The organism is Cryobacterium sp. N21 (assembly GCF_002929575.1).
Classification (GTDB): Bacteria; Actinomycetota; Actinomycetes; order Actinomycetales; family Microbacteriaceae; genus Cryobacterium; species Cryobacterium flavum.
On sequence record NZ_PJJQ01000033.1, the window covers coordinates 330,534 to 355,269 of the forward strand.

General features: G+C 66.7%; 20 protein-coding genes. 15 read left to right on the plus strand and 5 right to left on the minus strand.

All coding sequences use genetic code 11. The features are described from left to right. Window positions 1-6: 6 nt before the first annotated feature. The 3 genes from CXY77_RS11825 (at window position 7) to CXY77_RS11835 (ending at window position 3,235) form a co-directional block, all read left to right on the plus strand. Entirely contained in the window at window positions 7-918 is a 912-nt protein-coding gene (locus tag CXY77_RS11825) for a carbohydrate kinase family protein (RefSeq protein ID WP_158252824.1), read from the plus strand. A gap of 65 nt (window positions 919-983) precedes the next feature. Beyond that, window positions 984-1,970, plus strand: coding sequence for an aldo/keto reductase (locus tag CXY77_RS11830; protein ID WP_104130105.1), 987 nt, complete (start codon window positions 984-986; stop codon window positions 1,968-1,970). Then, the gene (locus tag CXY77_RS11835; protein ID WP_104089695.1) at window positions 1,970-3,235 is read left to right on the plus strand and encodes an MFS transporter; all 1,266 of its coding nucleotides are present in this window, start codon (window positions 1,970-1,972) and stop codon (window positions 3,233-3,235) included. Before CXY77_RS11830 ends, CXY77_RS11835 begins: the two co-directional genes overlap by 1 nt. 3 nt (window positions 3,236-3,238) lie before the next feature. Here CXY77_RS11835 and CXY77_RS11840 read toward each other — a convergent pair whose 3' ends face one another. Then, on the minus strand, window positions 3,239-4,054 hold the full coding sequence (locus tag CXY77_RS11840; RefSeq protein WP_104130106.1) for an aldo/keto reductase: 816 nt from the start codon (window positions 4,052-4,054) through the stop codon (window positions 3,239-3,241). A gap of 9 nt (window positions 4,055-4,063) precedes the next feature. Beyond that, complete coding sequence (locus CXY77_RS11845) at window positions 4,064-5,272, minus strand: MFS transporter (protein WP_104089697.1); 1,209 nt, start codon at window positions 5,270-5,272, stop codon at window positions 4,064-4,066. A gap of 108 nt (window positions 5,273-5,380) precedes the next feature. Between CXY77_RS11845 and CXY77_RS11850 the strand changes: the two genes are divergently transcribed. The 5 genes from CXY77_RS11850 to CXY77_RS11870 are packed head-to-tail and all read left to right on the plus strand — an operon-like array spanning window position 5,381 to window position 10,368. Next, window positions 5,381-6,358, plus strand: a complete 978-nt coding sequence (locus CXY77_RS11850) for a siderophore-interacting protein (protein ID WP_104130107.1) — start codon at window positions 5,381-5,383, stop codon at window positions 6,356-6,358. A 20-nt stretch (window positions 6,359-6,378) separates the two neighbouring features. Continuing rightward, complete coding sequence (locus tag CXY77_RS11855) at window positions 6,379-7,404, plus strand: iron ABC transporter permease (protein WP_233197365.1); 1,026 nt, start codon at window positions 6,379-6,381, stop codon at window positions 7,402-7,404. Next, window positions 7,404-8,453 carry an iron chelate uptake ABC transporter family permease subunit gene (locus CXY77_RS11860; RefSeq protein WP_104130109.1) on the plus strand — a complete coding sequence of 350 codons (1,050 nt, stop codon included), beginning with the start codon at window positions 7,404-7,406 and terminating at the stop codon, window positions 8,451-8,453. Before CXY77_RS11855 ends, CXY77_RS11860 begins: the two co-directional genes overlap by 1 nt. After that, window positions 8,453-9,316 carry an ABC transporter ATP-binding protein gene (locus CXY77_RS11865; RefSeq protein ID WP_104130110.1) on the plus strand — a complete coding sequence of 288 codons (864 nt, stop codon included), beginning with the start codon at window positions 8,453-8,455 and terminating at the stop codon, window positions 9,314-9,316. Before CXY77_RS11860 ends, CXY77_RS11865 begins: the two co-directional genes overlap by 1 nt. A 50-nt stretch (window positions 9,317-9,366) precedes the next feature. Next, on the plus strand, window positions 9,367-10,368 hold the full coding sequence (locus CXY77_RS11870; protein WP_104130111.1) for an iron-siderophore ABC transporter substrate-binding protein: 1,002 nt from the start codon (window positions 9,367-9,369) through the stop codon (window positions 10,366-10,368). A gap of 64 nt (window positions 10,369-10,432) precedes the next feature. Here CXY77_RS11870 and CXY77_RS11875 read toward each other — a convergent pair whose 3' ends face one another. Then, window positions 10,433-10,957: a GNAT family N-acetyltransferase gene (locus tag CXY77_RS11875; RefSeq protein WP_233197366.1), complete on the minus strand. Its 525-nt coding sequence runs from the start codon at window positions 10,955-10,957 to the stop codon at window positions 10,433-10,435. A 166-nt stretch (window positions 10,958-11,123) separates the two neighbouring features. Here CXY77_RS11875 and CXY77_RS11880 point away from each other — a divergent pair, with 166 nt between their 5' ends. Genes CXY77_RS11880 through CXY77_RS11890 form a run of 3 tightly spaced genes read left to right on the plus strand, consistent with a single transcriptional unit; the run spans window position 11,124 to window position 13,785 of the window. After that, a complete protein-coding gene (locus tag CXY77_RS11880) occupies window positions 11,124-12,014 on the plus strand; it encodes an ABC transporter substrate-binding protein (RefSeq protein ID WP_092338974.1) in 891 nt (296 codons plus the stop codon). Between the two features lie 20 nt (window positions 12,015-12,034). Continuing rightward, window positions 12,035-13,018, plus strand: coding sequence for an amino acid ABC transporter permease (locus CXY77_RS11885; RefSeq protein WP_092338972.1), 984 nt, complete (start codon window positions 12,035-12,037; stop codon window positions 13,016-13,018). A 14-nt stretch (window positions 13,019-13,032) separates the two neighbouring features. Further along, entirely contained in the window at window positions 13,033-13,785 is a 753-nt protein-coding gene (locus CXY77_RS11890; protein ID WP_158252828.1) for an amino acid ABC transporter ATP-binding protein, read from the plus strand. A gap of 95 nt (window positions 13,786-13,880) precedes the next feature. Here CXY77_RS11890 and hrpA read toward each other — a convergent pair whose 3' ends face one another. Then, window positions 13,881-17,954: an ATP-dependent RNA helicase HrpA gene (gene hrpA / locus CXY77_RS11895; RefSeq protein WP_104130112.1), complete on the minus strand. Its 4,074-nt coding sequence runs from the start codon at window positions 17,952-17,954 to the stop codon at window positions 13,881-13,883. A gap of 103 nt (window positions 17,955-18,057) precedes the next feature. Here hrpA and CXY77_RS11900 point away from each other — a divergent pair, with 103 nt between their 5' ends. The 4 genes from CXY77_RS11900 (at window position 18,058) to CXY77_RS11915 (ending at window position 23,805) form a co-directional block, all read left to right on the plus strand. Continuing rightward, window positions 18,058-18,891: an aldo/keto reductase gene (locus CXY77_RS11900; protein ID WP_092338966.1), complete on the plus strand. Its 834-nt coding sequence runs from the start codon at window positions 18,058-18,060 to the stop codon at window positions 18,889-18,891. Between the two features lie 144 nt (window positions 18,892-19,035). Beyond that, window positions 19,036-19,710: a nicotinamide riboside transporter PnuC gene (gene pnuC / locus CXY77_RS11905; RefSeq protein WP_104089706.1), complete on the plus strand. Its 675-nt coding sequence runs from the start codon at window positions 19,036-19,038 to the stop codon at window positions 19,708-19,710. Window positions 19,711-19,746: 36 nt separating this feature from the next. Then, window positions 19,747-21,726 carry a thioredoxin domain-containing protein gene (locus CXY77_RS11910; RefSeq protein WP_104089708.1) on the plus strand — a complete coding sequence of 660 codons (1,980 nt, stop codon included), beginning with the start codon at window positions 19,747-19,749 and terminating at the stop codon, window positions 21,724-21,726. Between the two features lie 282 nt (window positions 21,727-22,008). After that, the gene (locus CXY77_RS11915; RefSeq protein WP_104089709.1) at window positions 22,009-23,805 is read left to right on the plus strand and encodes a stealth family protein; all 1,797 of its coding nucleotides are present in this window, start codon (window positions 22,009-22,011) and stop codon (window positions 23,803-23,805) included. Here CXY77_RS11915 and CXY77_RS11920 read toward each other — a convergent pair. Beyond that, window positions 23,735-24,673, minus strand: a complete 939-nt coding sequence (locus CXY77_RS11920) for a phosphodiesterase (protein ID WP_104130113.1) — start codon at window positions 24,671-24,673, stop codon at window positions 23,735-23,737. The genes CXY77_RS11915 and CXY77_RS11920 overlap by 71 nt on opposite strands. Window positions 24,674-24,736: the final 63 nt, after the last annotated feature.

Below are 24,736 nucleotides of genomic sequence, written 5' to 3' on the forward strand. Positions count from 1 at the left end.
AATAACTTGAGCGATGGTGGACGCCCACGGGTTGTGGTGTTCGGCGACGTGATCGACGACATCGTCGTTCGACCGCATCGGGAGCCGCTTGTCGATACCGATACGCAGTCATCGATTCGGCAGGTCCCGGGCGGTGCTGCGGCCAACGTGTCGGCCTGGCTCGGAGATGCCGGGGTCGACGTGGACTTCATCGGGCGGGTCGGCGCCATCGACTGTGACTACCATGCCGCCTTCCTCGCTGATTTCGGTGTGCGGGCTCACCTCACTCCCGACGCGACCCGTCCTACGGGCACGATCATCGTCATTGTCGATGAGAACGAGGGCCGTACCGTGCTGATCGAACGCGGGGCCAACCGGGTTCTGACTCCGAACGACGTGCCCGATTCCCTGCTCGATGGTGCTGCGGCGCTGTATTTCACCGGGTATACGGTGTTCTCCGGCCAGCACGACCCGGAGGGGACGGTTGATTCCTTCCAACACCTCCTGGGGCGATGCCGCGAGCGTGGGGTGCCCGTCGTCGTGGACCCCGGGTCGGGCGGTCAACTGGCGGATTTCGGGGTGGCGCATTTCTTGCGGGCGGTGGCGGGGGCATCCGTTCTGTTGCCCAACCTTCCCGAGGGGCGTGCCCTCACCGGGCTGGAGGATCCGTTCGACGTTGCGACGCGTCTCGCTGAGAGTTTTGGGCTGGTCGCACTAACCATGGGGGCCGAGGGCGCGGTTGTCGCAGTCGACGGACAGCCTCCGGTGATGGTTCCGGCCGCAGGCGGTGACCGGACCGACGCGTCCGGGGCCGGCGATGCCTTCGGTGCCGGTTTCGTCGCAGCGTGGCTCGAGGGTGCGTCGATGACGTCAGCAGCGGATGCCGGTAGTCGTCTCGCCGCCCGCGCCATCGCGATCGTCGGCGGTCGCCCGGTCTGAGCGCCTTCCCCGCCAGACCAGAAATTCTTGCGGCGCTGAAACCGCCCCCTGCCTAAGCTGGAGCTATGCACAAACGCACCCTCGGACGAACCGGCCGCACTGTTTCCGTGATCGGCCTCGGAACCTGGCAGCTCGGCGCCGACTGGGGTGCCGTGTCTGACGCTGACGCGACCGCTGTGCTGGCGGCATCCGCTGATGCCGGAATCACCTTTTTTGACACAGCGGATGTCTACGGTGACGGCCGCAGCGAACGCCTGATCGGGCATTTTCTCGCGCACGACGCCCCGGGCGCTGAAATCACCGTAGCGACCAAGATGGGGCGGCGGGCCGAGCAGCTGCCCGAGAATTTCGTGCTTGGCAATTTTCGGGCCTGGACCGACCGCTCGCGCACAAACCTGGGCACGGACACCCTCGACCTCGTACAACTGCACTGCCCGCCGAGCGCGGTCTTCGACTCGGGCGAGGTCTACGACGCGCTCGACACCCTCGTCGACGAGGGCGTCATCAGCAACTACGGCATGAGCGTGGAGACCTGCGCCCAGGCCCTCGCCGCGATCAGCCACCCCGGCGTCGCCACCGTGCAGATCATCCTGAACGCGTTTCGACTGAAGCCGCTCGATGAGGTGCTGCCCGCCGCGCGGGAGGCCGGGGTCGGCATTATCGCGCGGGTGCCGCTGGCCAGCGGACTGCTGACCGGCAAATACTCCCGCGAGACGGTGTTCGCCGAGAGCGACCACCGCAACTTCAACCGTGACGGCAGCCACTTCGACGTTGGCGAGACCTTCTCCGGCGTCGACTTCGAGGCAGGCCTGCAGGCCGCGACTGAATTTGCCGCTCTGGCCCCGGCCGGCCTCACTCCCGCGCAGGCTGCGCTGGCCTGGGTTGCTCAGATCGACGGCGTGAGCGCCGTCATTCCCGGCGCTCGCTCGGTCGCGCAGGCGCTGGGCAATGCCACGGCGGGCGTTGCCGAACCACTTGACCTCGCCTTTAACGAGGGCGTGCAGGATGTCTACGATCGGCTCCTGCGGGAGCAGATTCACCCCCGCTGGTGATGCGGCGTCGCCTGTCGGGCGGCCTCGGGCCGGCCTTCAACAACCTGTTCACGGCGAGCCTCGCGAGCAATCTCGGTGACGGTATCGCGCGCACCGCGCTGCCCCTGCTCGCGGCGCGGCTCACCGACGACCCCCTGCTGATCGCCGGTATCGCGGCCATGGCGATGCTGCCGTGGCTGCTCTGCGCCATCCCGGCCGGCATCCTGGTCGACCGCATCGACCGTCGCATCGCCCTCGCACTCGCCAACACCGTGCGCATGATCCTCGCCGTCGCCCTGTGTGTGCTCACCGCAACGGATGCCCTCACCATCGTCTGGCTGTACGCCCTTATTTTCATCTATGGTGCGTTCGAGACCGTGTACGACGGGGCGACCCGCGCGGTCGTTCCGAGCATCATCGGCCGCGCCGACCTGCCCCGCGCCAATTCCCGCATCGAGGCCGGCGAGCTCGTGGTGCAGAATTTTCTGGCCGGGCCGCTCACCAGCCTGCTGTTCGCCGTTTCGGTGCTGATTCCGCTCGGTGCGAACGCGGTGGCTTTTCTGGTCGCCGCAGCGCTCGCGCTGTTCCTGCCGAAGATCGCGTCGGGACGGCAGCACGCTCTGATCGGCGACCAGACCGAAGCCGCCTGGTATCGCCAGTTCGTCGACGGCTACCGTTTCATCGTGAAGAGCCGCATGCTGGTCACGCTCTGGCTGCTGAGCACTACCATCGGACTCGCGTTCTCCTTCGCCACGGCCAGCTTCGTGCTGTTCGTGCTCGGACCGCTCGCGGTACCGGAGGCTTGGTTCGGAGTCTTCATGCTGAGCGGCGCGATCGGCGGCATCGTTGGATCGGTTTTTACGGCACCGCTCAAGAACCGCTTGAATGCCGGGCCGACCATGGCGATCATGCTGGTCTTGAGCGGCCTGGCGTTCCTGATTGTTGGCCTCTGGCCCAACTTGTGGGTGACCGTGATCTTTTTCGCGGTGAGCAGCGGCGCGGTGACAGTCTGGAACATTCTGGTGATGTCCCTGCGGCAGAGCATCATTCCGGGGCATCTGCTCGGGCGAGTGCACGGCACGTGGCGCACCCTGCTCTGGGGAGCGACACCGATCGGGAGCGTGCTCGGCGGTCTGGTCGGGCGCATCGATCTTGCCCTGCCCTTCATCATTGGCGGCGTGGTCGCGACGGTGCTCGGCATCGTGTTCTACCGGTTCATCAGCATCCTGCCGAACGCCGAAGACGTGCCAGACCCGCTCGGGCCGGACGCCCTCGTTCCCCTATAGGGCTCAGTCGAGGTCGTCGGGGTCCTTGCCGGTGCGCTCGCCGCTTTCCAGACCGGCAATCGCCGCGAGGTCGTCGGCGTCGAGGGAAATGTCGAACACGTCGATGTTGGCGCGGATGCGCGCCGGCGTGACCGACTTGGGAATGACCACGTTGCCGAGCGCGAGGTGCCAGGCGATCACGATCTGCGCGGCCGACTTGCCGTGCCTGGCGCCGATCGCATCGAGGGCCCGGTTGCCGATCGCACGCCCGCGAGCCAGCGGCGACCACGCTTCGGTCAGGATGCCGTGGGCCGCGTCATACGCGCGCACCTCGGCTTGCGGCAGCCACGGGTGCAACTCCACCTGGTTGAGCACCGGAACGACCTCGGTCTCATTCAGCAGCCGGTCGAGGTGGTGCGGATGAAAGTTGGAGACGCCGATCGAGCGGGCGCGGCCCGTGGCCCGGATCGCCTCAAGCGCCCGATAGGTCTCGACGTAGCGATTCTGGGTCGGGGCCGGCCAGTGGATCAGGTAGAGGTCGACGTAGTCGAGGTCGAGTTTGGCCAGGCTCTCGTCGAACGCTTTCAGCGTTTCGTCGTAGCCGTGGCGGTCGTTCCACACCTTGGTGGTCACGAACACGTCCTCGCGGGGCACGTTCGAGCGCGCGAGACCCTGCCCGACGCCGACCTCGTTCTCGTAGAGGGCTGCGGTGTCGACGTGACGGTACCCGGCGGCGAGGGCGACCTCGACGGTGTCGGCTGCGAGGGCATCCGCTACTTTATAGACCCCGAGACCGAGCTGGGGGATCACGTGGCCGTCATTGAGCGTGAGGGAGGTCATCCCATAATGCTACGAGACCTGAATCTGAATGGGCTCGGTGTCGGGGATGGGGCTGATGTCGCGGCCGCGCAGGTCGGGGTGCCAGCGGCGGCCGAGCGCGGGAATGATGCAGCCCAGGGCGGCGAAGCCGGCGGCGACGTAGATGGCCGAGACCGGTCCGGAGTGGTCGATCGAGAACCCGGCAATGGCGGAGCCCATGGCGGCGCCGATCAGCTGGCCGGTGCCGACCCAGCCGTAGGCTTCGGCGGTGTCGCTGAACTTGACGCTGGCCGAGACGATGCCGAACAGAACGGCGAAGGCGGGGGCGATGCCGACTCCGGCCAGAAGCAGAGCAAAGGACAGCCACCAGAAGGTGAGCCACAGGCTGGCCAGGGCGAGGCCGATCGTGACGATGAGCATGCGGGCAGCGAGCGCCCAGGGGCCGATCGGGGCGTGGCCGAGGGCGAGCCCACCGATGAGCGAGCCGATGGCGAAGATGCCGAGCACCCAGCCGGCATCGGCGCTGCCGTGGCCGAACACCGCGACCACCCCGGCTTCCACGGCGGCGCAGGCCGCGACCAACGTGAACCCGACGATGGTGCTGAGCAGTACCTCGGGCTTTTTGAGCACGACGCCGAGCTTGCGCCGGCTGCGGGGGATGCGCACCCGGCCGACCTCGGGCAGCGAGACGAACCAGATTCCGCCGGCCACTAGAAAGAACGCGGCGAGCAGGATGCCCGCGGTCGTCGATACCTGCAAAGCCACGAAGGTCGCGATCACCGGCCCGAGCACCCAGATGATCTCCTGCGCCGAGGCGTCGAGCGAGAACAGCGGGGTGAGCTGGCGGGAGTTGACGATTTTGGGGTAGATGGTGCGCACGGCCGGCTGGATCGGCGGGGTCGACAGTCCGGCGACGAATCCGATGAGCATCAGGCTCAGTACCGACAGCGGAACCAGTGCCATGACCACGATCGACACGGCGCAGATGAACATTGTCGCGATGATGACCGGGCGCATGCCGAGCCGGCCCATCAGCCGGCTGGTCAGGGGACCGGCGATGGCCTGGCCGATACTCATCGCGCCCAGAACGAGCCCCGCCGCACCGTACGAATCGAAGATGCGCTCGATGTGAATGAGAAAGGCGAGGGAGAGCATTCCAAAGGGAAACCTCGCCGTCAACTGCGCGCCGATCAGGCGGGATACGCCCGGCGTGCGCAGAAGGGTCCAGTAACTTTTCACAATGATTTCAGTCTAGGGTCGGTTGAATCGAAAACTGGGGAGTCAGCGCGCCAGGACAGTTTCAGACCGTACAGCCTGATCTGAGGCAAGGCATGCCATACTAAGGTAATGCTTACCTTACCGAGCGTGACCGGCCCCGGCGCTACGACGGTCGCTGACCGCCCGGCCTACCGGCCCTATCGCGCGACGGTCGTCGGCATCCGCTTATTGAGTGAACATTTCACCCGGGTGACCTTCTTCGGTGAACAGTTCGACACCTTCGGCACGGCCGGGCTGGACCAGCGCGTCAAGATCGTGTTTCCGCTGCCCGGCCGGGGACTCTCCGATATCGGCGCCGACCAAGAGGAAACCATTGCCACGGGCCGCTGGTATGACCGCTGGCGTGCACTGCCCGACGCCGATCGCAACCCTTTTCGCACCTACACGATTCGCGCCGTGCGCCCCGAACAGCGGGAACTCGACGTGGATTTCGTCACCCACGCCGCTCACGGCGCACTCGGCCCGGCTGCGCGCTGGCTGCAGGGCGTTTCCATCGGCAGTGACGTCGTCATCGTCGGCCCCGACGAGCGCAGCCCGGGTCGTTCCATCGGCCTCGACTGGCACTCCGGCCAGGCGACCGACCTGCTGCTGGCCGGCGACGAGACCGCCGCCCCCGCCATCTGCAGCATCCTCGAAAGCCTGCCGGCCGGCCGCCGCGCCCACGCCTTCATCGAGATACCCACTGGGGCGGATGCCCTGCCTCTCGTTCTGCCCGCAGGGTGCGAGATCACCTGGCTGGCTCGCGATCGGGCGCCGCACGGAGAGCGCCTCGACGCCGCAGTGCGTGGCTGGGTTGCGAGCAATCGCGCCCTGGTCGAGGCCGCGGTCGCGGCGGCCCCGCAGCCGCTCGCTGAGGTCGACGTGGACTGTGACGTGCTCTGGGAATCGCCCGCCGAAGAGAACGGGGCCGGGTTCTACGCCTGGCTCGCCGGAGAATCCTGCACGATCAAACTCCTGCGACGGTTTCTGGTGAGTCAGACCGGCATCGACCGCTCAAGGGTGGCTTTCATGGGCTACTGGCGGCTCGGCCGGTCCGAAGCTCAATGACCCTGGCTCCGGATCGACCCGTGGCTGTGCCCGTGTCACCGCGCGCCCGCCCGCGCCGGGTCGTCATCGGCTTCGCGCTCGCCGTCGGGCTGCTCGGGCTCAGCGTGGCCGCATCGCTCCTGGTCGGCACCCGCGAGATCGCCCCCGGCACCGTGTGGAACGCCCTGTTCAGCCCGGACCGCACCCTGACCGACCACACCGTCATTCTCGACCTGCGGGTGCCGCGCACCGCCGTTGGCCTGCTCGCCGGCCTCGCCCTCGGCCTGGCCGGCGCTCTCATGCAGGGCGTCACGCGCAACCCGATCGCCGACCCCGGCCTGCTCGGCGTCAACGCCGGCGCCTCGCTGTTCGTCGTCGCCGGGATCGCCTGGTTCGGGGTGACGTCCTCGCTTGGCTATGTCTGGTTCGCCTTCGCGGGCGCCGCCGTCGCGGCCACCATCGTGTACCTCATCGGTTCTCTCGGCCGTGAGGGTGCGACGCCGGTCAAGCTCGCCCTCGCCGGAACCGCGCTGACCGCCGCGTTCACCTCGCTCATCACCATCGTGCTGCTCGCCGACACCGAAGCCTTCGATCGCTACCGGTTCTGGGCGGCCGGGTCGCTCGTGGCACGCGGCCTCGACGCCGCCCTGCCGCTGGCCCCGTTCATCCTGGTTGGTCTGGTACTGGCGATCGTGGCCGCCCGCATGCTCAACGCCCTCGCGCTGGGCGACGACCTCGCCCGCGGCCTCGGCCAAAACCTGATTACCGCCCGCATCGTCTGCGCCGTCGCCATCGTGCTGCTCTGTGGCTCGGCGACGGCGATGGCCGGCCCGATCGTGTTCGTCGGCCTCGCCGTGCCGCACGTGGCCCGGTGGATCACCGGCCCCGACTACCGCCTGATCATCGCGTTCTCGGCGCTGTTCGGCCCGACCCTGCTCGTGCTCGCCGACGTGCTCGGTCGCTTCATCGCCCAGCCCGGCGAAATCGAGGCCGGTCTCGTCGTCGCGTTTCTCGGCGCGCCGGTGCTGATCGCACTGGTGCGTCGCGTGAAACTGGCAGGCCTGTGATGACAACTTTGCAGAGAGCGGATGCTACCCCCCTGGCGCACGCGCGCGCCCAGCGCGGCCTGCGCAACCGGAGCGTCGTGCTCGTACTCCTGGCTGCCCTCGTCGTCGTCGCGGCGTTCAGCCTCGCCGTCGGCGCGTACTCGCTCAGCGTTCCGGGCCTGCTTCGCACCCTCACCGGCCAGGGCAGCCAGGGCGAAAACTTCATCGTGCTCTCGCTGCGCCTGCCCCGACTGACCCTCGCCGTGCTCGTCGGCGTGGCGTTCGCGCTGTCCGGCGCCCTGTTCCAGACCGTGCTGCGCAACCCGCTCGCCAGCCCGGACATCATCGGAGTCACCGGGGGAGCGAGCGCCGCCGCCGTCTTCAGCATGCTCATTCTCGGCTTCGGAAGTGTCGCCACCTCCCTCGCCGCCTTCGCCGGAGCCATCATTGTCGCCTGCGCCATCTACCTGCTGGCCTGGCGCGGCGGTGTGGTCGGCTATCGCTTCGTGCTGATCGGCGTGGGCGTCGCCTTCATGGTGCAGGGAGTGCTCGGCTACCTGCTGTCCCGCGCCGACCTGAACGACGCGCAGGGCGCGCTGCTCTGGCTGGTCGGCAGCGTGAGCGGCGCCCGCTGGCAGGACATCGCCGTCGTGGCCCTCGTTTTGTTCGTGCTGCTGCCGGTTATTCGCTTGGCTGACGGGCGACTGCAAGCCCTGCAACTCGGCGATGACCTCGCAGCAAGCCTCGGCGTCGGGGCCGAACGCACTCGACTCCTGCTGCTCGTAGTCGCGGTTGCCCTCGCCGCGACGGCGACCGCGGCGGTCGGTCCGCTCGCCTTCGTGGCTTTTGTGGCGGCACCGATCGCCCGGCGCGTGCTCGGCACCGGCGGCCTCGCACTCGTGCCCGCGGCACTCGTTGGCGCCCTCATCACTGCCGTGGCCGATTTCACGGCACAGCATCTGCTGCCCGGGCAGCTCGAACTCCCCGCCGGAATCATCACGGGCGCGATCGGCGCCCCCTATCTGCTCTGGCTGCTCGCCACCAGCAACAAAACCGGAAAGGGCGCCTGATGACCCACCAACTGCGCGCCGAAGGCATCATCCTCGGCTACGACCACACGCCCATCATCGACGGCCTCGACCTCGAGGTTATCCCCGGTGCGATCACGGTCATCGTCGGCGCCAACGCTTCCGGTAAATCCACCCTGCTTAAGGGGCTCTCCCGACTGATCAAACCGGATGCCGGCCAGGTCACCCTGGGTGGCCGCAACATCGCCGCGCTGCCAGGGAAGAAGGTCGCGACCGTCGTCGGACTGCTGCCGCAGCAGCCCATCGCTCCCGACGGCATCACCGTGGCCGACCTCGTCGGGCGAGGCCGCTACCCGCACCAGGGCTGGTTTCGGCAGTGGTCGAGTACCGACGACGAGATCGTCGCCGCGGCGATGGCCGCCACGAACACCGAGCAGCTTGCAGCCCGCCACCTCGAAGACCTTTCCGGCGGGCAGCGGCAGCGGGTCTGGATTGCCATGGCCCTCGCCCAGGACCCCGAGATTCTGCTGCTCGACGAACCCACGACATTTCTCGACGTGACCCACCAAATCGAAGTGCTCGACCTGCTGCTCGAGCGCAACCGCCAACACGGAACGACCGTCGTGATGGTGCTGCACGACCTCAACCTCGCCGCCCGCTACGCCGACCACCTCGTCGTCATGCGCGCCGGCAAAATCATCGCGACTGGCGCGCCCGCCGACACGCTCACCGCCGAGATCGTGCGCTCTGCCTTCGACCTCGAGGCACGGATCGTGCCAGATCCGGTCTGTGGTGCGCCCATGGTCGTTCCGATCGGCCGGTTCCACGGGCGAGCGGCCGACCCTGATCCGGCGCCCGCCGATCCTGCGCCCGCGACTCGTTCCCGGCTACACCAGCAGGTCTAAAGTTAGGGTAGGCTACCCTAAGTATTGTTGCCAACGAACTGGAGAAATTCGTGTCCCGATGCCTGACCATCACGCTCGCGGCCGCAGCGAGCATCCTCGCCCTGGGGCTCGGCGGATGCACCGCCGCCGCGACGGCCCCCGCCGCCGACACCGCTGCATCCGGCAGCTTTCCCGTCACCATCGAGCACGCCTTCGGCGAAACCACGATCGATGAGCAGCCGACCCGCGTCGTAGCCTGGGGCTGGGGCAGTGCCGATGACGCGATTGCGCTCGGCGTGATACCGGTGGCGATTCCGTTCCAGAGCTACGGCGGCGACAAGAATGGCGTACTGCCGTGGATCTCCGATGCGCTCAAGGGCCAGGAAATGCCGGTCGTACTGCCCGACACCGAGGAGCCGCCCTACGAGGACATCGCCGCGGCCGCACCCGACGTTATTCTCGCCGCGTATTCCGGTATCACCGAAGAGGAATATAACCTGCTCAGCAAGATCGCGCCGGTCGTCGCCTACCCGGGTGACGCCTGGGCCACCCCGTGGCGCGATCTGATCGAGATCACGGGCACCGCACTCGGCAAGAGCACCGAGGCGACCGCTCTGCTTGCGTCCATCGACACTGAAATCGCTGACCAAGCCGCTGCGCACCCCGAATTCGCCGGAAAGACCATCGCCCTCACGAGCGACAGCGACGGAACCTTCTACGTCTATAAGAAGGAAGACCCGCGCGTCGCCTTCACGCTCGACCTCGGCTTCGTCAACGCCCCCGCCGTCGATGAGCTCGCCACCGACGAGGCCAGCTTCTACTACACGCTCAGCTACGAACAGCTCGACCAACTCTCCAGCGACCTGCTGGTCAACTTCGGATCCACTCAAGAACAGTCGGATGCGTTCCTGGACGCCAGCTACTCCCAGGCGATGCCGCAGGTGCAGGCCGGCACGGTTGCAAGCCCGGTCGGCGCCGCGTTCATCAGCTCGGTCTCGCCGCCCACCGGACTCTCGCTGAGCTGGGGCCTCGACGACTACGTCACCCTGCTCGCCGCCGCCGTCAACCAGTAGCACGCTTCAAAAAACGGATGCCGCTGGCCCAGCTGGGCGCGCGGCATCCGTTGTGTGCGTGCCGTCAGAGCGGCGTCTGGCCCGACTCGTCGACGACTGAAGGCTGCTTGCGAAACTCCAAATACCCGATCGACTCCCAGTCCTCGTCCAGGTCGAACTGCGGTTCGTAGCCGAGCGCGAGGTAGAGCGCCACTGCCTCCGGCTGGCGGGCTCCCGTGGTCAGCACGATCGAGCGAATGCCGCGCCGTGCAGCTTCCGCTTCGAGCTCGGCCACCACCTGACGGGCCAGCCCGCGGCGACGATGCGCCGAGTGCGTCCACACCCGTTTGACCTCGACGGTGGTGTCGTCGTCGGCCCGCATGAAAGCTCCGCCGGCCACCGCCTGCCCGTTTTCGACCAGGAGCAGAAAAGTACCACCGTCGACCGGCTGAAACCGCCGGGTCGGGTAGCGGCTGAGCTCGACCGACGACGGAATGCCGTCGTTCAGGCCGTAGCGTTCGTCGTACTCCCGCGACAGTTCAGCCACGAGAGGAGCGGCGAGCGGATCGTCGGGGGAGGTGTACAGAATGTTCGGGGTGGTGGTGGGCACCTCTTGACGATAGATCCGCAGCATCCGCTCGTCAAAAAAACGGCGGATGGGGGGTGCCGTCTCGATTCTCGCGCGCTCCGGTGTGCATTAGGCTCGATAAGTCTTACCCGCGTGTGGGATTCACTGGCGAATCCCGCACTTTCGACCAAATCAAGAAGGAAGTGCCATGCGCGCACGCTATTTCGTTCCGGCTTTTGCCGCCGCCGCCGTTTTGCTGCTCACCGGCTGTGTCGACAACTCGACTCCGGCCGCCACGACGCCCGGCGCCGCTGCCACCATTGAAGCGGATGCCGCAGCCGTCGCGCTGCTCCCCGCCACTATCAAGAGCGCCGGCGTGCTCATTATCGGAACCGATGCGGCCTACCCGCCGAACGAGTTCAAGAACGATGCCGGCGCACCGATCGGCTGGGGCATCGAACTCTCCGACGGCATCGCCGCCAAGCTCGGCCTGACGACCAAGTACCAGATTGCATCGTTCGACAACATCATTCCGAGCATCACCGGCGGCACCGTCGACATGGGCGAATCCTCGTTCACCGACAACCTCGAGCGCGAGAAGCAGGTTGACTTCGTCAACTACTACAACGCCGGCATTCTCTGGGCCTCGCCCGCCGGAACGACCGTCGACCCCGACAACGCCTGCGGCCTGACCGTCGCCGTGCAGTCGGGCACGGTGGAATACACCGACGAGCTGCCCGCCAAGAATGACGCCTGCCTCGCCGCTGGCAAGGACAAGATCGAGATTTTGCCCTACGGTTCGCAGGACGAAGCGACCAACGCTGTCATTCTCGGCAAGGCCGCCGCCCTCAGCGCCGACTCGCCCGTCACCCTCTACGCCATCTCCAAGTCGGGCGGCAAGCTGCAGCCGGCCGGCGAGAGCTTCGACACGGCGCCCTACGGCATCACCGTCAACAAGGGTTCCGAGCTGACCAAGGCCGTGCAGGCCGCCCTGCAGTCCATGGTCGATGACGGTTCCTACGGCAAGATCCTCGACAAGTGGGGTGTCACCGACGGTGGCATCGACACCATCACCATCAACGCCGCCTCCAACGGCTAGAGCAGTAAGCGACTCACATCATGACTGACACGGCCGCGCCGGGCGGCAAGACGGAGCCCGGAATCAAGGCGATTCGCCTGCGCCACCCGTGGCGCAACACCTTCGCGGTGGTGTTATTGCTCATTGTCGCGCTGTTCGTCGCCGATGCGGCGATGCGGCCGGCCTACGACTGGCCGGCCGTCGGTAAGTACCTGTTCGACCAGCGCATCTCGCAGGCGGCGTTCGTGACCCTGCAGCTCACGGTGTACTCGATGATCATCGCGATCATCCTCGGGGTGACCCTCGCGATCATGCGGCTGTCACCGAACCCAGTGGTCAACAGCATCGCGTGGGTCTACCTCTGGGTGTTCCGCGGCACCCCGGTGTACGTGCAGCTGGTGTTCTGGGGCCTGATCGGCACGATCTACCAGTCCATTGACATCGGACTCCCATTCACCGACCCGTGGGTGTCCTTCCCCACCAGGGTGGCGCTCTCCGCGTTCATCCTGGCGATCATCGGGCTCGCGCTCAACGAAGCCGCCTACATGGCGGAGATCGTGCGGGCCGGCCTGCTCTCGGTCGACAGCGGGCAGGAAGAAGCCGCCACCGCGCTCGGCATGAGCTGGTTCCAGACCATGGTGCGCGTCATCGTTCCGCAGTCGATGCGGGTGATCATCCCGCCGGCCGGCAACGAGGTCATCTCGATGCTCAAGACCACCTCGCTCGTGACGGCTATCCCGTTCACGCTCGAGCTCTACACCCGCTCCCGCGATATCGCCGCGGTCACCTTCGAAACGGTGCCGATGCTCATCGTCGCGTCGATCTGGTACCTGTTCTTCACCTCCATCCTCATGGTCGGCCAGTACTTCCTCGAGAAGCGGTTCGCCCGCGGCATCGGCGACCGCCGCCCCGACAAGAAAGCGGATGACGCCACCGCGTCGATCACGGGCGTCACCCGGGTCGTCGGCAGCGGCCAGCCCACCGTGGTGCTTCCCCCCACCGACCCGCACAAGGGAGACCGCTGATGCCCGATACCCCCATGGTCGTCGCCGACCGTGTCTCCAAGAGCTTCGGTTCCAATGAGGTGCTCAAGAGCATCTCGCTCGAGGTCAAGCGCGGCGAGGTCATGTGCCTGGTCGGGCCCAGCGGCTCGGGCAAGTCCACCTTCCTGCGCTGCATCAATCACCTCGAGGTCGTCTCGGCCGGACGCCTCAGTGTCGACGGCGAGCTCATCGGCTACCGCGAAGCCAACCACAAGCTCTACGAGATGCGCCCGAAGGAGGCCGCCCGGCAGCGTCGCGATATCGGCATGGTGTTCCAGCGGTTCAACCTGTTTCCGCACATGACCGCGCTGCAGAACGTCATGGAAGCGCCGATCCGGGTCAAAGGCCTGTCCAAGGCCGGGGTCGAGGCCAACGCTCGCGCCCTGCTGGCCCGGGTGGGACTGGCCGAACGCGCCGACTACTACCCGGCGCACCTCTCCGGCGGTCAGCAGCAGCGGGTCGCTATTGCTCGTGCCCTTGCCATGGAACCCAAGCTCATGCTGTTCGATGAGCCCACCAGTGCGCTCGACCCCGAGCTCGTCGGCGAGGTGCTCGACGTGATGCAGGGCCTCGCTCGCGATGGCATGACCATGATCGTGGTCACCCACGAGATGGGATTCGCCCGCGAGGTCGCCGACTCCCTGGTCTTCATGGACGGCGGCGTCGTCGTCGAGAGCGGCGTGCCCACCGAGGTGCTCGCCAACCCCCAGCACCACCGCACCCAGGCCTTCCTCTCCAAGGTGCTCTAGCCCCGCACCACCACCCGGGGACGGGGCCCGGGCCCCGTCCCCGGGCCCAGTTTATAGACTGGGCCCGGGTTCATAAGGTGGGCCTGGGGCGTGAACTATCCGGCGAGCGCCTTCTGGATACGCTGCAGCGAGACGGGCTCTGCCGCTCTGAGCTCCTGCGCAAACAAGCTGATGCGCAGCTCCTCGATCATCCAGCGGGCGCGCAAAACGGATGCCGCGGCATCCGCTTTCAGGGGCATGGTTCCGCCGGCGTTCTCGAACCGGGTGGTTGCGGCCTGGGTCTCGTTCATCCAGACCCGGTCGCGGCTCGGATTGTCGACCAGTTTCGGCACCCGGGCGCTGATTCCGCCGAGGTAGCGCGGCAGGTGGCGCAGCCGGGCGAGGCCGGTATCGCTGACGAACCCGGGGTAGACCAGCGTTGTCAGCTGCTGGCGGGCATCGCTGATTCCGGGCAGCAGCGCCATGCTGGTCGCGGCCTTGAGCGCCTTATCGGCCAGGCGCTGGGCGGTCAGAATGCGGGCGACCAGGCCGACAGTTTCAAACATGGAATCCATCACGACCCCCGACACCCGGTCGCGAATGGTGTCGAACTCCGCCTTCATGAACACCTGGCCGCCTGGACGCACGCGAAACAATACGTCATCGACCGCGGCCGCGAGACAATCCTCGAACAGGGTCTGCGTGCTCTTGTACGGGCTGGTCGCGAGCGAAAGCTTCTCGGCCGCGGTCAGGTGCTGCTGTACGTACGCGGCCGGCGACGGCGTCGCGAGCAGCAGCAGCCGCCGCACCCCGCGGGGCAGCGCACGGGCCTGCTCCAGCTCGGTGCTCATCATGCGAATAGAAACGGATGCCCCGTCATCGACCAGCGTCGGATACCCGCGAATCGTGTTGTCACCCTGCTTCGTGTCGAGGAAGCGGGGGAGTTCACCGAGGTCCCACGTGGTGATGCCGCCGCGTTCGATGGCATTGCCGGGGGCGGCGGCGCTGGTCGCCTTCGCGACGCTCTCCCGCACCCGGGTGACCAGGCGGCGCTGCAGGTCGGCGAGGTCCTTGTCGGAGGCGACCGTGCGGCCGCGCTCGTCGGTGACGACGAAGGTCATGCGCAGGTGGGAGGGAACGCGGCCGAGCTCGAAGTCGCGTGCGGTGACCGGCACATAGGTGAGCTTCTGAATCAGCGCGGCGAGGGTCTCAGCGAACGAAACCTCGGGCACCGGCGTCGGCAGAGTCTCCACAATTCCGGGTTCGCCGGGCAGCTCGCCGAGCAGTCGCGTGGCCCAGTCGGCGGCCGGAACGACATTGCGCCGGATGCTTTTCGGCAGCGACTTGATCATGGCGGTCACGAGTTCGGCGCGGAGGCCGGGCACCTGCCAGTCGAATCCGTTCGGCGACAGTCGGGCGAGCAGGGCGAGCGGGATGCGCACGGTTACGCCGTCGTCCTCCTCACCGGGCTCGAAGCGGTACCCGAGGGTCAGGCGCTGGTCACCCTGCTGCCAGCTCGGCGGAAACAGCCCCTCGTCGATCTCGGGGGAGTCTTCGGCCACGAGCGCGTCGGCGGTCATCGTGAGCAGGTCGGGGGTGTCGAAGCGGGCACTGCGCCACCAGCCCTCGAAGCTCTTGGTCGACGAGACATCAGCCGGAATGCGCCGTTGGTAGAAGTCGAAGACAGCCTCGTCGTCAAAGAGGATGTCCCGGCGCCGAGTGCGCTCCTCCAGCTCGGCCAGTTCCTCCCGCAGCCGGGCATTGGCCCGTTCGAACGCCCACATGCCGGGGTCGCCGGTCTGGCCGGGCCTTCCGCCGCGGCTCGCGCTGGAGCCTACCGCGGGCGCGCCGCCGGACCCGCGCCCGCCCGAGGCAGCGCCCCCGTCCACGGAGATGCTGACGCGCTCGCTGCGCGAAGGCCCGCGACCGCCGCGGTCGGCTTCTTTCTCGGCGGCGACAGACTGCGGCCCCGACGCGCGGTCCCACTCGCCCTCGACCAGAGCGTGCCGAATGAACAGCTCGCGGGCATAGGCCGGGTCGATGCGGGAGAACTGCACCCGGCGCCGCGCCACGATCGGCACGCCGTACAGCGTCACGCGTTCGTACACGACGGCGGCGCCCTGCTTCATCTCCCAGTGCGGTTCGGAGTAGCTGCGCTTGCACAGGTCGCCGGCGAGCGGCTCGGCCCAGGCCGGGTCGACGACAGCGTTCATGCGGGCGAACAGTCGGCTGGTCTCGACCAGTTCGGCGCTCATGACAGCGTTCGGTTGCTTCTTCGCGAGGGTCGAGCCGGGAAACAGCACGAAGCGCTGCTGCCTCGCCCCGACATAGTCCTTCTTGGCGACGTCCTTCAGCCCGATGTGGGAGAGCAGCCCGGCCAGCAGCGAGCGGTGCACGCCGTCGGGGTTCGCGCTCGGCTCACCGAGGTGCAGGCCGAGCGGTTTGGCCAGCTGGCGCAACTGGCGCAGCACGTCCTGCCATTCGCGCACCCGCAGGTAGTTGAGGTACTCGTTCTTGCACAGCCGCCGAAAGGCGCTCGAGCCCAGTTCGGACTGCTGCTTCTCGAGGTAGTTCCAGAGATTGAGCAGGCTGAGGAAGTCACTCGTGGGGTCAGCGAATCGCGCGTGGAACTGGTCGGCCTGCGCACGCCGCTCGAGCGGGCGCTCCCGCGGGTCCTGAATGGTGAGCCCGGCCACGATCGCCATGACTTCGCGGCTGGTGCCTTGGGTTTTCGACTCGATCACCATGCGGCCAAACCGCGGGTCGATCGGCAGCTGCGCGAGTTGCTGGCCGATTCGGGTGAGGCGCGGGGTGGCCGGGCCGGCCGGGGCTGCGGCATCCGTTGCAACGCGGCCGCGGCCGCTCTTGGTGCGGCCGGCTCCCTCTGCCTCGATCGCGCCGAGTTCGGCGAGCAGGTCGAGGCCGTCCTTGATATTGCGGGAATCCGGCGGGGTCAAAAACGGGAACGAGGCGATATCGCCGAGCCCGAGCGAGATCATCTGCAGAATGACGGCGGCGAGGTTGGTGCGCAGAATCTCCGGCTCGGTGTATTCCGGGCGCCGCAGATAGTCTTCCTCGGAATACAGGCGGATGGCGATGCCGTCGCTGGTGCGCCCGCTCCGGCCGCTGCGCTGGTTGCCCGAGGCCTGCGAGATGGCTTCGATCGGCAGCCGCTGCACCTTCGAGCGCACGCTGTACCGGCTGATGCGCGCAGTTCCGGCGTCGATCACGTAGCGGATGCCCGGCACCGTCAGGCTGGTCTCGGCGACGTTGGTCGCGAGCACGATGCGCCGCTTCACCCCCGCCACGGTCGATGGTTGGAACACGCGATGCTGGTCGGCAGACGACAGCCGGCCGTAAAGCGGCAGCACCTCGGTCGGGTTGCGACTGGCCGAGGAGGCGTATTTACCCTGCAGGGCGTCGGCCGCGTCGCGAATCTCGGTCTCGCCCGAGAGAAAGACCAGTACGTCACCGTTCGACTCGCGTTCGAGCTCGTCGAGGGCGGCGGTGATCCCCTCGATGTAGTCGCGGTCGACCGGGGGAGCGGCATCCGTCGTGTCGTCATCGTCGTCGATGCCGGGCTCGGCCACCAGCGGCCGGTAGCGAATCTCCACCGGAAAGGTGCGCCCGGACACCTCGACCACCGGCGCCGGGGTGCCGTCGGCGGCGGCAAAGTGCTTTGCGAAGCTGGCCGGATCGATGGTGGCCGAGGTGATGATCAACTTCAGATCAGGGCGCTTGGGCAGCAGTTGGCGCAGGTAGCCGAGCAGAAAGTCGATGTTGAGGCTGCGCTCGTGCGCTTCGTCGATGATGATCGTGTCGTACTTCTGCAGCATGCGGTCGCGGTGAATCTCATTCAAGAGGATGCCGTCGGTCATCAACTTGATCCGGGTATCGGCGCCGATCTTGTCGGTGAACCGCACCTGGTAGCCGACGAGCTGCCCGACCTCCTGGCCGAGCTCCTCGGCAATGCGCTCGGCGATCGTGCGGGCGGCGAGCCGGCGGGGCTGCGTGTGGCCGATGTTCTGGCGGCCGAGTTCGAGGCAGATCTTGGGCAGCTGGGTGGTCTTGCCCGACCCGGTCGAACCGGCGACGATGACGACCTGGTTGTCGCGGATGGCTGCGGCGATGTCATCGCGGCGCTGGCTGACCGGCAGTTCGGGCGGGAAGGTGATGTTGAGCGTTTCCATGAAGCTCCAATAATACTTCGTCGCACTCCGAGGGCGTTTTCGCGGTCAGTGAACACTGGGTATTCGGGGGGTGCACGGCTTTCGGGGCGCATAGGGTGAGGGGATGACGAAATCTGTTCCCACCATCACCCTCAACGACGGCCACACGATTCCGCAGCTTGGTTTCGGCGTGTTCAAGGTCGAACCTGACGAGACCACCCGCATCGTGGCCGACGCGCTGTCGGTCGGTTATCGCCACATCGATACCGCCGCCATCTACGGCAACGAGGCGGGCGTGGGCAAGGCTCTGGCCGCCTCCGGCATCGACCGCTCCGATCTGTTCATCACGACCAAGCTGTGGAACGACCGTCAGGGTACCGAGTCGGCCTTTGACGCGTTCGAGGAGAGCCTCGAGAAGCTTGGCCTCGACTACGTCGACCTCTATTTGATTCACTGGCCGGCTCCGGCGAACGACAAGTTTGTAGAGAGCTGGCGCGCCCTGGAAAAGATCCAGGAATCGGGCCGCGCCCGATCCATCGGTGTCTCGAACTTTCTGGTGCCGCACCTGGACCGCCTGCTGCACGAGACCAGCATTGTGCCCGCGGTCAACCAGATCGAGCTGCACCCAGCGCACCAGCAGCCGGAAGTCACCGCGTTCGCTCGCGAAAACGGCATCAACATTGAGGCCTGGGGCCCGCTGGGCCAGGGCAAGTACCCCCTGTTCGACGAGCAGATCATAACGGATGCTGCCGACGCGCACGGCAAGTCGCCCGCGCAGATCGTCATTCGCTGGCACCTGCAGGTGGGCAACATCCTGTTCCCCAAGTCGAACCGGCTGGAGCGCATGATTGAGAACTTCAACGTGTTCGACTTCGAACTCACCCACACGGAGGTCACCATGATCTCCGCGCTCGAACGCGCCGGCCGCGTCTCGGCGCACCCCAACGAGGTGAACTAGCCCGAAGCATCCGTTTGAGTGGCCCCGCAGACTCTGCGGGGCCACCGCTCTGTCATCGGGCGGCAGAGGGCCGGGCAGCGGCGTAGATTGGACGCGCCGCGCTTTGTCAGGCGCGGCACATGCCGCGCGCGCAGAAAGATCCCCATGAACCCGATTGAATGGCTGTTCGACGCCCAGTTGCAGATCGGCACCCAGACCATTCTCTGGCGCGAGGTCGTCGGCAACGCCTTCGGCATCGCGAGCGCCGTCGGCGGCATGCGCCGCAAGATCTGGGCCTGGCCGGTCGGCATCATCGGCAACGCCCTGCTGTTCACCGTGTTTCTCGGCGCTGTGTTCGGCACTCCCAACCCGGTCAATCTGCTCGGGCAGGCCGGCCGGCAGATCATGTTCATCATCGTGTCGATCTTCGGCTGGGTACAGTGGCAGCGCAGCCGCAACTCGGCGGTGCACGTTGCCGTCGCCCCGCACTGGGCCGGTAACCGCACCCGCATCCTGCTGGGGCTCGGGCTCGTCGCCGGCACCCTGGTGCTCACCCCCATCTTTCGCGCCCTCGGCTCGTTCGAACCGGTCTGGGCGGATGCCTGGATCTTTACCGGATCGCTGCTGGCGACCTACGGAATGGCCAAGGGCTGGACCGAATTCTGGCTGATCTGGGTAGCCGTCGACGTGGTCGGCGTGCCACTGCTGATCAGCGCCGGCTACTACGCCTCGGCCGTGCTGTACCTGTTCTACGGCGCCTTCACCCTCGTGGGTTTCGTGGTCTGGGTGCGGGTTCAACGCCGCCGCAACGCCCTGCTCGGGGCTGCCCTGCTGCCCTGACCTCGCCCGCCCGGGCAACGGGGCGCAGAATAGAGCATGCCCAACAGCCTCGCCGACGCCATCAGCCCCTACCTGCGCAGCCATGCCGACAACCCGGTCGACTGGTTCGGCTGGGGCGAGGAAGCCTTTGCCGAAGCCCGCGAGCGCGATGTGCCCGTGCTGGTGTCGATCGGCTACTCCACCTGCCACTGGTGTCACGTCATGGCGCGGGAGAGTTTCAGCGACCCGGCGATTGCCGAGTACCTCAACACCCACTTCGTCAGCATCAAGGTCGACCGGGAGGAGCACCCCGATGTCGACGCGAGCTATCTCTCTGCCGCGAGTGCCTTCATCGAGGGACTCGGCTGGCCGCTCAACGTGTTCGTCACCCCCGACGGGCAGGCGTTTCACGCGGGAACGTACTTTCCGCCGGTGGCCCTGGCGGGGCATCCGTCGTTTCGCGACGTTCTGACCGCGGTGACGACGGCCTGGCACACCCGGCGGGCCGAGGTCAGGGCCGGCGCCACCAAGGTGGCCGAGTTGCTCGCCGAATCGGCGCGTGAGCTCGCCGAGGGTGCCGCGGCGGCGGGTGGCGCCGCGGTGCCCCTGCATCCCAGCACCGCAGTGCTCGACCGGGCGGTCACCGAGCTGGTCGGTTATGAAGACGCCCGATTTGGTGGCTTCGGCGGTGCACCAAAGTTTCCGGTGGCCCCTGCTCTCTCCTTTCTGCTCGGGCACGGCGACGCGAACGGCGACGGGCCAATGCTCGCGCTGCGCACACTCAAGCTCATGGGCGCGTCACCGCTTCGCGACCCGATCGAGGGCGGCTTCTTTCGCTACGCGGTCAACCGTGATTGGAGTGATCCACATTACGAACGGATGCTCTACGACAACGCCCAGCTGCTCAGCCTCTACACCCGCGCCTGGATGCTCACCGGCGCACCGTGGGTACGTCACGTCGCCGAGGGAATTGCCCGCTTTCTCTGTGACGTGATGCAGCTTCCGGGAGGCGGGTTTGCCAGCGCCCAAGACTCGGAAAGCACCGTCGACGGCCATCGGGTCGAGGGCGGCTACTACGCACTCGAACCGGGCGACCGTCTGCGGCAGACCCCGCCGGCCCTCGATACGAAAGTACTCACCGGCTGGAACGGACTCGCGATTCAGGCTCTCGCCCGGGCCGGCTTCGCCTTCGACCAGCCCCGTCTCATTGACGCCGCCTGCCGCGCGGCCGACTACCTGCGCGAACACCACGTGCGCGCCGACGGCACCCTCGTTCGTGCCTCCGTTGCCGCACGCACCTCCACAGCGAACGCCACGCTGGAGGACTACGGCATGTACGCACGGGGACTCCTCGAACTCGCGCTCGTCACCGGTAACGTTTGCTACGCCACCCAGGCTCGTCACCTGCTCGACAGCACGCTACCAGCAGCCACCGACGCGCCTGCCTTCCGCTCTCCGAACGGCGCGGATCCAGTGCTCAGCCGGCAGGGCCTGGTTAGCGCCATCGACCCTTCCGAGGGTGCCTACCCCTCCGGACTCTCCGCCACAGCGGATGCCGCACTGCTGTTGCACAGCCTCACCGGCGACGACCGCTATCGTTTGGCCGCGCAGGCCGGCCTCGGCCTCGTCGCAACTCTGGCACCGAGCCGGCCACTTGCCTACGGCGCCGCCCTGCGCCTGTTCGACGAACTCAACGCCCCGATCGAGCAGCTCGTGATCGTCTCGCCCGACCGGTTTGGTGCCGCCGCGGCAAACCGCCCGGCCATCACCCTGCACGACCTCGCCCGACGCCACGCGGCGCGAGTGGTCGCATCCGTTTCAGAGTCACAGGCCCAAGCATTTGCGGAGGCCGGCTTCGGCCTGTTCCTGGCGCGGATGGCCAAGGCCGGCCAACCCACCGCGTACCTCTGCCGCGACTTCGTCTGCCAGCTGCCGATCACTGACCCGGCGCAGCTGCCACCGATCGCGGGCACGGCCAGACTCCTGAGCGAAATTACCGCCGAAGCGCAACAATCGGTGCGGCCGCACAAGCGCTAACATCGGGGTATAACCTCGCCCCACTTCCTCATTTCGCATTTCCTGGGCTCATCTCCCTGGCTGCTAGACGCCGCAGCAAACTACCGACATCGCGACGTACACTAAAGACAAATGTCCCCGCGTTTCACCAAACGCCAGTCGCTCATCGAGAACCTCGTCACTTCTCGAGAAGATCCACGATGCGAAACACTCTGAACCATTCACGCCGGCACTTTCGGCCGCATTCCTCGGTTTCAGCCCCGGCTGGTCGCGCTGGAGTGCTCCACTTTCTCAAGGAGGACCATGGCGACACGCAATATTCCGGACGCACAACCGGAGACTGGCGAGCAGGGGGACCCCGACTCGTTCGGCGGTGACATCTTCGACACCGACGCCTTACGCCCCGACTCCGTGGGCTACGACTCCAGTGAACCCGAACCACCCACCAACACCGGCCTGATCCCGACTCTGTCGCTCAGCAGTGAGCCGGAGCTGGTGCTGATCACACCGGATGCCCGTACGCGCCGGTTCGACCGCGACGACCTCGTCGTGCGCAAGGGTGAGATCGCCCTCATCAACGGTCACTACACTCCGCACGAGTCCATGGTCAAGGACCTCGTGGCCGTGTACGACGCCCTCACCAACGCCGGCATCGACTTTCTACTCGTGCGCGGCGACCACAACCGTCCGGTCATCGCCGTCGACCGCAAGCGGCGCAAGGAAATCACCAAGGTCCTGACTGCGGCATTCGCCAACGAGCCGTTCTACGCCAAGCCGCTCGATGGCAACGTCAGCCAGCAGTTTCTGCTCGCCGATGGCGCCCTCATGACGCTGCGCAAGTCCTCCGTCTTTCGCGTCTACCGGCCGCGCATCGAACCGATCGGCCGCCTGCGCTACGGCGCCCAGACCGCGTTCCAGTTCGAGCTGTGGCGTTTCGGCGAAGATGAAATCATCGCCCCGGTCGAGAACGCGCTCATGCGCACCCGGCTGCCACGCTCCGAAGCCCGCGAAACCACGATCGACCTGTATGGACGCACCTGGCTGACCTTGCAGAACATGTTCGACGACCTGGCCAGCGACGTGTCCTTCGACATCGACCTGGTGTTCAGCTGGGTCGACGGTTCTAGCGACGAGTTTCAGCGGGAACGTGCCAAACGTATGAAGGCCTATGTCATCGGGGAGGGTGACGATTCCGACGCCCGTTTTCGCCAGATCGACGAGCTCAAGTACGCTTTGCGCAGCGTATACATGTTCGCACCCTGGATTCGCCGCATCTTCATCGCCACTGACTCACCGGTGCCGGAGTGGCTCTCCGAGCATCCTCGCGTCACCATCATGCGCAGCGAGGACTTCTTCGTCGACACGAGCGTGCTGCCCATTCACAACTCGCACGCCGTGGAAAGCCAGCTGCACCACATTCCCGGGCTGGCCGAGCACTTTCTCTACTCCAACGACGACATGTTCTTCGGTCGCCCGGTCGGTCCGGAGCTGTTCTTCTCACCCGGTGGGGTGACCAAGTTTGTGGAGGCAGCCACTCGGATCGGCCTCGGCGAGAACGATCCGACCCGCAGCGGGTTCGAGAACGCCGCTCGCGTGAACCGGGCGCTGCTGCGTGGGCGCTTCGGCAAGGTCACCACCCGGCACCTGGAGCACACGCCAGCTCCCATGCGCAAGAGTGTGCTGCTCGAGTTGGAACAGGAATTTCCCGAGGACTTCAGCCGCACCGCGGCGAGTCGTTTTCGTTCGGCGACCGACATCTCGGTCACCAACTCGCTGTACCACTATTACGCCTTGATGACCGGTCGTGCGGTCGCCCAAACTCAGGTGCGTTCGCTCTACATCGAGACGACACTACGCATCGCCCTGCGCCAGATGAATCACCTGCGCAAGCGTCGCGATCAGGACATGTTCTGCCTGAACGACGGCAGTCACCCGGAGATTTCCACCGAGGTGCGCCGCGCTGCGGTCACCGAATTTCTGGAGCTGTACTTTCCGATCGTGGCACCGTGGGAACGGGCCAGTGTTGCCACTATCGCAGAACTGGGATCGGTCGGGTCATTGGCGGCTCACGCAATGCAGGCAGAGTCTCCGACGGCGTGATCTCGACGCCGGAAGCGCGCAGACGACGTGCGCTTTCGGCGGCGTCGACGTAGTCGAGCGTTGGATAGTGGCCGAGCGGCACCACGGAGTGCAGCACGGTGCCCGGGTAGACGTGCACGAGGTTGAAGGCTCGTGCGCCGTCGCGACCCAGGGTGCCGCCCACCGGAACGTTCAGATCCTGGGTGTAGCAGGTGGCCGACGACACCGACACGGGGATACCGGCGAACATGGCCATGGACGAGTAGTGCAGGTGTCCGGCGATGATGCTGCGCACGTCAGTGCCGCGGAGCACGCTGGCGAGGCGATCTTGGTCGCGCAGCTCCACCGCGTTGGCCAGGTCGAGCACGCTCGGAATCGGCGGGTGGTGCATGGCCAGAATCGTGCCGTCGGGCGCCGGTACCCGCAGCTCGTCGGCGAGCCAGAGCAGCTGCTGGTCGCTCACCGCGCCGTGATGGTGACCGGGGACCGAGGTGTCGAGGGTGATCAGGCGCAGGCCGTTGAGGTCATAGGACCGGTCGATCGGGGCCTCGCTCGCGGCCTGGTCGAGCAACTCGGTGCGAAAAACCGAACGATTGTCGTGATTGCCCATCACCCAGATGACGCGTGCACCGAGCCTGGCAGCGGCCGGCTCGACGATCTTGCGCAGCAGCTCGTAGGCGCCCGGTTCGCCCTTGTCGGCGAGATCACCGGTGAAGACGATGGCCTCGGGGCGGGCCCCGGATGCCTCGACCTCGGCGAACAGCTTGGCCAGATGGGCTTCAGCGTTGACGCTGCCATAGAGCTTTGAGCCTCCCGCCAGCAGGTGGGTGTCGCTCAGGTGTAACAGGAAGTGGTCCGGCCGGGGGTACTCAGCCGTTCGAATGCTCACAGAGCGTCCATTCGTTTGTCGGGTGCACGCTCTTTCGGCATGCCCTCTCGGTGGTAGACACTA

Excerpts from the sequence above, each read along its gene's own strand:
- CXY77_RS11880 (WP_092338974.1), top strand. The coding sequence starts at position 11,124 with ATGCGCGCACGCTATTTCGTTCCGGCTTTTGCCGCCGCCGCCGTTTTG.
- CXY77_RS11900 (WP_092338966.1), top strand. The coding sequence starts at position 18,058 with ATGACGAAATCTGTTCCCACCATCACCCTCAACGACGGCCACACGATT.
- CXY77_RS11840 (WP_104130106.1), bottom strand. The coding sequence starts at position 4,054 with ATGACCTCCCTCACGCTCAATGACGGCCACGTGATCCCCCAGCTCGGT.
- CXY77_RS11835 (WP_104089695.1), top strand. The coding sequence starts at position 1,970 with ATGCGGCGTCGCCTGTCGGGCGGCCTCGGGCCGGCCTTCAACAACCTG.
- hrpA (WP_104130112.1), bottom strand. The coding sequence starts at position 17,954 with ATGGAAACGCTCAACATCACCTTCCCGCCCGAACTGCCGGTCAGCCAG.
- CXY77_RS11850 (WP_104130107.1), top strand. The coding sequence starts at position 5,381 with ATGCTTACCTTACCGAGCGTGACCGGCCCCGGCGCTACGACGGTCGCT.
- CXY77_RS11910 (WP_104089708.1), top strand. The coding sequence starts at position 19,747 with ATGCCCAACAGCCTCGCCGACGCCATCAGCCCCTACCTGCGCAGCCAT.
- CXY77_RS11915 (WP_104089709.1), top strand. The coding sequence starts at position 22,009 with ATGGCGACACGCAATATTCCGGACGCACAACCGGAGACTGGCGAGCAG.
- CXY77_RS11865 (WP_104130110.1), top strand. The coding sequence starts at position 8,453 with ATGACCCACCAACTGCGCGCCGAAGGCATCATCCTCGGCTACGACCAC.
- CXY77_RS11885 (WP_092338972.1), top strand. The coding sequence starts at position 12,035 with ATGACTGACACGGCCGCGCCGGGCGGCAAGACGGAGCCCGGAATCAAG.
- CXY77_RS11830 (WP_104130105.1), top strand. The coding sequence starts at position 984 with ATGCACAAACGCACCCTCGGACGAACCGGCCGCACTGTTTCCGTGATC.
- CXY77_RS11860 (WP_104130109.1), top strand. The coding sequence starts at position 7,404 with ATGACAACTTTGCAGAGAGCGGATGCTACCCCCCTGGCGCACGCGCGC.
- CXY77_RS11890 (WP_158252828.1), top strand. The coding sequence starts at position 13,033 with ATGGTCGTCGCCGACCGTGTCTCCAAGAGCTTCGGTTCCAATGAGGTG.
- pnuC (WP_104089706.1), top strand. The coding sequence starts at position 19,036 with ATGAACCCGATTGAATGGCTGTTCGACGCCCAGTTGCAGATCGGCACC.